Genomic DNA, 7,374 nt, shown 5'->3' with positions numbered 1-7,374 from the left:
CTGATTTCATCATGGAGCAGCGGCCCCTGCATCATTTACAGGATAAGGATATGCTGATGGATGAAATTGTATATACGACACCGGAAGAACTGCCTGACTTAGTACAGGAATACTTTCAGAATGCAGACCATGACGGTGTCGGCAGTGTTTTATACCGTTTCTATCTTTTGATGGATTTGATTGTCTATATACAAAAACATGCCGCCGGGCAAAAGAAAGATTTATTTGAAATCAACCCGACCGAACTGATGGGAATCGCCCAGTCGCTTCATGACACAGTAAATCTGGCGGTCAGTCGGATACAGTGTCTGCTGACGGATGGATTCATACGCCGTCTTTCAAGTACTTCGGATGTACTGCGATGGGCCAGAGGATACATTAAAAAACACTATCCAGACCCGGATCTTTCCCTTAAAACAGTAGCTTGCGAAGTTGGTTTTTCACCCAGCCACTTCAGCACTCTTTTTTCCCAGGAGGTTGGATGTACCTTTATAGAATACCTGACCCGGTGCCGCATTAACGCAGCCAGGGAATTCCTGGAGGGTGACCGAAAGTTAGCAGAGGTGGCCAGTCTCGTGGGCTATAATGACCCGTCCTACTTCAGCTATGTATTCAAAAAACAGCTGGGGGTAAGCCCGAAGGAATACCGGAAGACAAATCAGAACCATTCTGCATCTGCCAGAGGGGATTGGTAATCTAAATATTTACCGTAAAATTTTCCTTCTAAAACAAAATCTAAAATATTTTTCAAAAAATATTTCATTTATTTATGCTCATGATTCGTTTAAAATTTAAATATCATAAGTAATTGTATTGACAGTCTGTGGAAATAAAAAAATATCTTGAAAACACAGCAGTTTACCGGGAGGTTTTGCCATGAGTGGAAAAATGAAGGCACTGATAATTGTGATCATGATTTTGCCGTTTCTGATCGTGCTGTCGCTCCTGGCTGGCGGGCAAAAGCCGGAAACCGGCAAAACACCCAGGTATGTGATCGGTTTTGTGAAGACGGCGACGGAAGACTCCGGAAAGGCAGAAATGAATCAGATGGTACGTGGGATTTGTGATGTGTATCCATATCAGCTGCTGGAAATACCGGTGGAACGTGACCAGGATGCGCAGATTGAAGCGATCCGTGCTTTGATTGCCTATAAAGTTGATTTGATCGTACTCTCACCCGTGGTGGGAAGAGAGTGGGAAACTGTCTTGAGAGAAGCGGATGCCGCGGAAATTCCCGTCTTAACAATCGACCAGGGGATGGCGGAGTCCGTCAACGGCGCTAAAGTATCCTACATCGGATTTGATTATTATGAGGCAGCCAAACAACTTGCGGAAAGCTACCTTGAGCGTGTATCAGCGGAAAACCAGACACTGGAACTCTACGGTACGGTCGGGGCGTACTCCTCCCTGCAGATCACCAAAGGACTCAGGGAAGTCTTCCGGGAACGGTCGGATAGGAAGGATGAACTGATCACGTACAGCCTCAGTGAAGACTTTCTTCAGTCCAGGGCCAGACAGGCGACGAAAAGGATCGCAGGATCAGAGGGGGGGCTGAATGTTGTGATATCTCACGGGGATGCCATGACCATCGGTGCGGTTGCTGCAGTCAAAGAAGCGGGTCTTCATCCTGGGAAGGATGTTCTGATTTTTGCGGTTTCCTGCAGTCAGGAAGTCCGGCAGATGGCGGAGGAAGGCGAGGTTAACAGTATTGCCTATTTTGATCTCTCCTTACTGTCCGATACCTTGTCTGACGCGCTTGTCAGTATCCTTGAGGAAGGGGAAGCACGCGTGGAAACGGCGCTTCCGGCGCAGATGATACAAGAGGACAGCGGCTTATGAAGATCATGAAAAATCTATATACGAACTTTGCCAGTATTCATATCATTTTAAAACAGTCGTACCGGACAATACTGACTGTGATGCTGTGTCCGACTCTTGCGATACTGCTTGCGGTGGTGATTATGACAAGTCAGTATAATCAGAAGATCGGTAATATCAATTCTGCATCCATCATTCAGTCGCAGCTGGAAAGTGCACTGAATGAAGAACTGTGGTATATTGTCTCAGAGCAGAAAGAGGGTTCTGCAGAAGAGTATGCGGATATTTTGACAGACGTGGAGAATATGATGGAGAACCTGTATCTCAGCTCTCATTCGGACACGGAGGCGTTGCGATATGTACAGGCGGGCCAGAGGGCGCTCGATACGCTTCAGCAGTATACGGATAAACTGCATCTGCAGATTGAGCAGAGGGTTTCTGCGACGGAAAATGAAGGGCTGTACCGGGAGATCAAAAGTGTCATCGGAATGGTGGGTACCATGATGCAGCAATACATAAAAGAAGAAATCGATATGATCGCCCTGCAGAATGAGCACATCCGGCAGGTCATTTTGATCATTGCAGTGTTTGTAGGCGCTGTACTATTATTTATGATCGGTTTCTCTGTCGCTGCTTACAATAATGTCATGAACGGTGTTATCCAGCCGATCCGGGATATGGAAGAGATGACTGACCGCGTCAGAGCGGGAAATCTGACTGCGCGGGTGGAGATCACGCAGGTTGAAGAACTCAGCCGTCTGTGCGAGAGTCTGAATCTCATGGTGCAGAGGATCAGCGATCTTCTGGAGGAACGCGTGCAGGCACAGCGGGCGCTTCGGAAGTCGGAACTGCGGATCCTGCAGGAGCAGATCACGCCGCATTTCGTGTATAATACCATGGAGACCATCATCTGGCTTGCCGAGGAGGGGCGGAATGGAGATGTGATCGATATTACGATGGCATTTACCGACTTTTTTCGAATTTCACTCAGCCGCGGACGGGAGTATGTAAATGTCAGTGAAGAAGTGCAGCATATTGAAAAATATATTGAGATACAAAAGGTGAGGTATATTAACTTTTTAACGTCAGACATTATCATTGATCCCGGCATTATGGACTGTAAGATCCTGAAACTGACGCTGCAGCCGCTTGTGGAAAATGCCATTTACCATGGGCTGAAAAAACGAAGAGGGGCGGGACACATCAGTGTAACCGGAGTGAAAACCATGACGGGCAACATTGTCTTCGTGGTGGAAGATAACGGGGTGGGCATGACCCCTGGCAAACTGACCAGAATACAAAGAGCACTGCGGGAAGGGGCGATGTCGGATGAAATAGGGGTGGGACTGTTTAATGTGAACCAGCGTCTGCGGCTGTACTACGAGACGGAGGGGTTGCAGATTATGAGCACCTGTGGTGCTGGAACGAGTGTCAGTTTTGAAATACCACAGCAAAGGAGTGAGGCGGCAGAATGATACGGGTGTTTATTGTAGATGATGAAGATGTGATTCTTTCCGGCATCAGGAATGCGATCCAGAATCTGCCGGGCCGAAAATATCAGGTTTGCGGAGAGGCATCAGACGGGGAAACCGCATGGCCGATGATTCTGGAGAGCAGACCCGATGTAGTGCTGGCGGATGTGTGCATGCCGTTTATGAACGGACTGGAGCTGGCAAAGATCGTAAAAAAGACCATGCCGGAGACGAAATTTATCATCATCAGCGGACATGATGAATTTGAGTACGCACAGGAGGCGGTTGCCATTAAGGTGGATGCCTATGTGCTCAAGCCGATCAACTCGAGAAAGCTGATGGATATTTTGGAGACCATTGAAAAGCCGGAACTGGGGGAACAGGAGAACCCGGAACGGCTGCTCGCCCGATACTCGGATGAGAGTCTGATAACAGACAGTGCGAAGGGCCCGGATGATATGATTTCCGGTCATGATCTGGCCAACTTTACGTCCAGGCTCCGGTATGCAAAAGAGGAAGATTTGGACGACATTTATGAGGCTTACTACCAGTCGGCAAATGATAACAGCGCGGAGAGTATTCTGTTTCGTTACTATCTGCTGATGAATCTCATCATGGCGGTTGATGAGCTGCTCAAGCAGCTCGATGAAAATTGCGACCACATGTCGGCGGTGTCGCTTCTTTCCGTTGCAAATTCCTGGGAAAAGACCAGGGAGGTATCGAAACGGTATATGCATTTATACATCACACAGCGTGATGCAGGAAAAAATGCGGGCAACAGCAGGGAGATTGCAAAGGCAAAACAGTATATTGAGGAGCATTTTGATGACAGCACCATTTCTCTGAATAAGGTTGCGAAGATTGCCGGGTTTTCCCCCAGTTATTTCAGCTCTCTGTTTACGCAGGAGATCGGTATGAGTTTCGTGGAATATCTGACCAATTACCGCATGGAAAAGTCTAAAGCCCTGATCGGAGATGGGCATGTGCGTCTGCAGGATCTGGCGGAACAGGTGGGGTACAGTGATCCATATTATTTCAGCCAGGTGTTTAAAAAATACTTTAAAATCAGCCCAAAGGAATACCAGAACAGGAAGAACGATAAATAACAGGAAGTACATGGATATTTCATAAGAAATTTGAAAAAACCAGTTAAAATTTGTGATTATTATAAATTTTCGATAAATAATTACATTTTGTGACTGGTTTTTTTGTGCTATTATCCTAACAACACGAGACAGAAAAACAAGTTGAAGGGGGAATATCACATGCTCAAAAATGAAAGCAGAAATCAATTTAAGATGATGCTCAGGCAACCGGTCTTGCTCGCAGCCATTATTTTGATCCTGGCCATGCTCACACTCTTTATCATATATCCAATGGTAAATATCGTCCGCCTGGGGATGACCGGGGACGGTGGAGGCCTGACGCTGCAGAGATTTGCGGACATTCTGGGAAACAGTTCCTACATTAAGACGTTCTGGAACTCTATCAAACTGGCACTTATCGTTGCAGTCCTGGCAACATTGATCGGTTACATCTTTGCGTTTGCAGTCACCCGGACGGAAATCAGGGGGAAAAAGCTCTTTCAGACAGCTGCAACGTTGCCGATCATCTCACCGCCGTTCATTCTTTCGCTGTCGATGATCTTTTTGTTTGGACGGCAGGGACTGATCACAAAGGGATTGCTTGGCATCACGACTGCAAACGTCTACGGTCTGCACAGTCTGATCGCCGTGCAGACAATATCGTTTTTTCCGATTGCCTTTATGACATTGACCGGAATTCTCAGTGCGATTGATGATTCTGTGGAAGATGCGGCGTACAATATGGGGGCGTCCCGCGGGCATATCTTTCGCACCGTGACATTGCCGCTGTCGATGCCGGGAATCATAAGTTCCATGCTGCTGGTGTTCATACAGTCTCTGGAGGATTTTGCCAATCCGGCGGTGCTTGCCGGCAATTATTCTACGTTGTCGGTGGAGGCGTACCGGCTGGTTACAGGGATGTTTGATATGAACGGAGGCGCGGTTCTCGCCCTGTTTCTGCTGATTCCGACGCTGGCTGCCTATCTGATTCAGCGCTACTGGATTAGCAATAAGTCTTTTGTGACGGTGACAGGAAAACCCACACAGAAAAGAAGAAAGCTTCATGAGCCATATATCGTCTGGCCGTTGTTTGCTTTTTGCTCGCTCATTCTCATAGCCCTTGTGGTATTGTATGGGACGGTTCTCGCAGGTGCGGTGTTTAAAACCTGGGGAGTTGATTACAGTCTGACGCTTGACCACTTTAAGTATGTGCTGGCATCGGGATGGGATACACTGAAAAATTCTGTGATACTGGCGAGTATTTCTGCACCGCTGGCAGGTGTTATGGGGATGGTGATTGCCTATCTTGTTGTAAGACATCGCTTTTGGGGAAGGTCGTATATGCAGTTTTCTTCGATTTTAACCTTCGCGGTACCCGGTACCGTGCTTGGCATCGGTTATGTGTTTGCGTTTAACCAGAAGCCGCTGCTGCTGACGGGGACAGCCTTTATCCTGGTGATTGCTTTCTGTTTCAGAAACATGCCCGTCGGCATCGAGGCCGGAGAGACTACCCTGATGCAGATTGACAAAAGTATTGAGGAGGCGTCCACGATCCTGGGTGCCGGTTCGGGGACCACATTTCGGCGTGTGACATTGCCGCTCCTGAAACAGCCATTCTTTTCCAGCCTGGTATATTCTTTTGTGAGAGCGATGACGGCGGTCAGTACGGTGATTTTTATCATATCACCGAAATGGTCGCTCGCGACAACTAAGATCTTCTCGCTGTTTGAGTCCAGTAAATACAGTACAGTTGCGGCTTATATTATCATCATGATCGTGATCATTATGATTGCGATAGGAATTATCAATCTTGTTGTTGAGTTTCTTTTTTCACCGAAGCATCTGAGAAAAAGGGGGCGGGACAGGGAACAAACGGTATAATTAAAAATAGTGATAGTGGAGGAAATGGATTATGGCAGAAGCAAAAACAGAAAAGAATCTGCGCAGTACACGCTCCAGTGGCGTGCGGATGCTGGACCTTACAAAAGAATTTCAAGTTCCAGGCAGTAAAGACAAGACGGTGGCAGTCAATCATATTGATCTTAAAATTGAAAATGGCGAGATGATGACGCTTCTTGGACCTTCCGGGTGCGGAAAAACCACGACGCTTAGGATGATCTCGGGATTTGAGACACCGACAGGTGGTGAAATTTTCATCGGCAATCGTTCGGTGGAACAGATTCCGCCTAATAAACGCGATATTTCCATGGTGTTTCAGTCCTATGCGCTGTTTCCGCATCTGACGATTTTTGAAAATGTGGCGTATGGGCTGAAAGTCAAGAAGCTTCCCAGGGAGGAGATTCTGACTCGTACGCGGGACGTTATGGAGCTTATGCAGCTGACCACGATGGAGAATCGTTTCCCGAACCAGCTGTCGGGCGGGCAGCAGCAGCGTGTGGCGCTTGCCAGGGCTGTCGTCATAGAGCCCAGTGTTCTGCTGTTTGATGAACCGCTGTCCAATCTGGATGCAAAGTTGCGGGAGTATATGCGGGATGAGCTCCGTGCGCTTCAGAAGCAATGGCTATTACCAGCCTGTATGTGACACATGATCAGTCGGAGGCTATGGCGATATCGGATAAGTTGTCATCATGAAGGACGGGAATATCATGCAGCTTGGCTCACCAAAAGAGATTTATGGAGTATCTGCCAATCAATTTGTTGCAAACTTTATCGCCAAAGACAACTTCCTTCCCTGTATCTACCGGGGGAATGAGGGCGGCAAAAAGCAGTGGTTTCTGATTGGGGACAGGCCGTATGCATGCCGAATCCCGGCAACGTTTCGGGACTCAAGAATGGAGATGCCTGTGTTCTGGGTGCCAGGCCGGAGTCTGTCAGCTGTCTGACAGGAGTGGGAACTTCAGGGGAGGGTTCGGCGTGTCACATACTACGGTTCCAAGGCGGAGTATGAGATTGTTATAATGAAAGGCCTGTCATTGTAGAGATTTTATAACCCGCAGATCTCAAAGCAGTTTGGCGAGGGGAAACGGTGTACCTGAAAC

The 7,374-nt window shown here is 47.7% G+C and carries 6 protein-coding genes; all 6 read left to right on the top strand.

Going from position 1 to position 7,374, the window contains the following annotated elements:
* On the top strand, positions 1 to 695 hold a 695-nt coding region (locus MCG44_RS00685; protein WP_240286251.1), incomplete at its 5' end, for a helix-turn-helix transcriptional regulator.
* A gap of 181 nt (positions 696 to 876) precedes the next feature.
* The gene (locus MCG44_RS00680; RefSeq protein WP_240286249.1) at positions 877 to 1,839 is read left to right on the top strand and encodes a substrate-binding domain-containing protein; all 963 of its coding nucleotides are present in this window, start codon (positions 877 to 879) and stop codon (positions 1,837 to 1,839) included.
* The gene (locus tag MCG44_RS00675; protein ID WP_240286248.1) at positions 1,836 to 3,293 is read left to right on the top strand and encodes a sensor histidine kinase; all 1,458 of its coding nucleotides are present in this window, start codon (positions 1,836 to 1,838) and stop codon (positions 3,291 to 3,293) included. The genes MCG44_RS00680 and MCG44_RS00675 overlap by 4 nt, the downstream gene beginning before the upstream one ends.
* The gene (locus MCG44_RS00670) at positions 3,290 to 4,396 is read left to right on the top strand and encodes a response regulator transcription factor (protein WP_240286246.1); all 1,107 of its coding nucleotides are present in this window, start codon (positions 3,290 to 3,292) and stop codon (positions 4,394 to 4,396) included. Before MCG44_RS00675 ends, MCG44_RS00670 begins: the two co-directional genes overlap by 4 nt.
* Before the next feature lie 159 nt (positions 4,397 to 4,555).
* Complete coding sequence (locus tag MCG44_RS00665) at positions 4,556 to 6,256, top strand: ABC transporter permease (protein ID WP_240286244.1); 1,701 nt, start codon at positions 4,556 to 4,558, stop codon at positions 6,254 to 6,256.
* Positions 6,257 to 6,287: 31 nt separating this feature from the next.
* A complete protein-coding gene (locus tag MCG44_RS00660; protein ID WP_240286242.1) occupies positions 6,288 to 6,917 on the top strand; it encodes an ABC transporter ATP-binding protein in 630 nt (209 codons plus the stop codon).
* Positions 6,918 to 7,374: the final 457 nt, after the last annotated feature.

This window comes from Lawsonibacter sp. OA9, assembly GCF_022440585.1.
The sequence above is the reverse complement of the archived record's forward strand: the minus strand, read 5'-3'. Positions and strand labels throughout refer to the sequence as shown.

Excerpts from the sequence above, each read along its gene's own strand:
- MCG44_RS00680 (WP_240286249.1), top strand. The coding sequence starts at position 877 with ATGAGTGGAAAAATGAAGGCACTGATAATTGTGATCATGATTTTGCCG.
- MCG44_RS00675 (WP_240286248.1), top strand. The coding sequence starts at position 1,836 with ATGAAGATCATGAAAAATCTATATACGAACTTTGCCAGTATTCATATC.
- MCG44_RS00670 (WP_240286246.1), top strand. The coding sequence starts at position 3,290 with ATGATACGGGTGTTTATTGTAGATGATGAAGATGTGATTCTTTCCGGC.
- MCG44_RS00665 (WP_240286244.1), top strand. The coding sequence starts at position 4,556 with ATGCTCAAAAATGAAAGCAGAAATCAATTTAAGATGATGCTCAGGCAA.
- MCG44_RS00660 (WP_240286242.1), top strand. The coding sequence starts at position 6,288 with ATGGCAGAAGCAAAAACAGAAAAGAATCTGCGCAGTACACGCTCCAGT.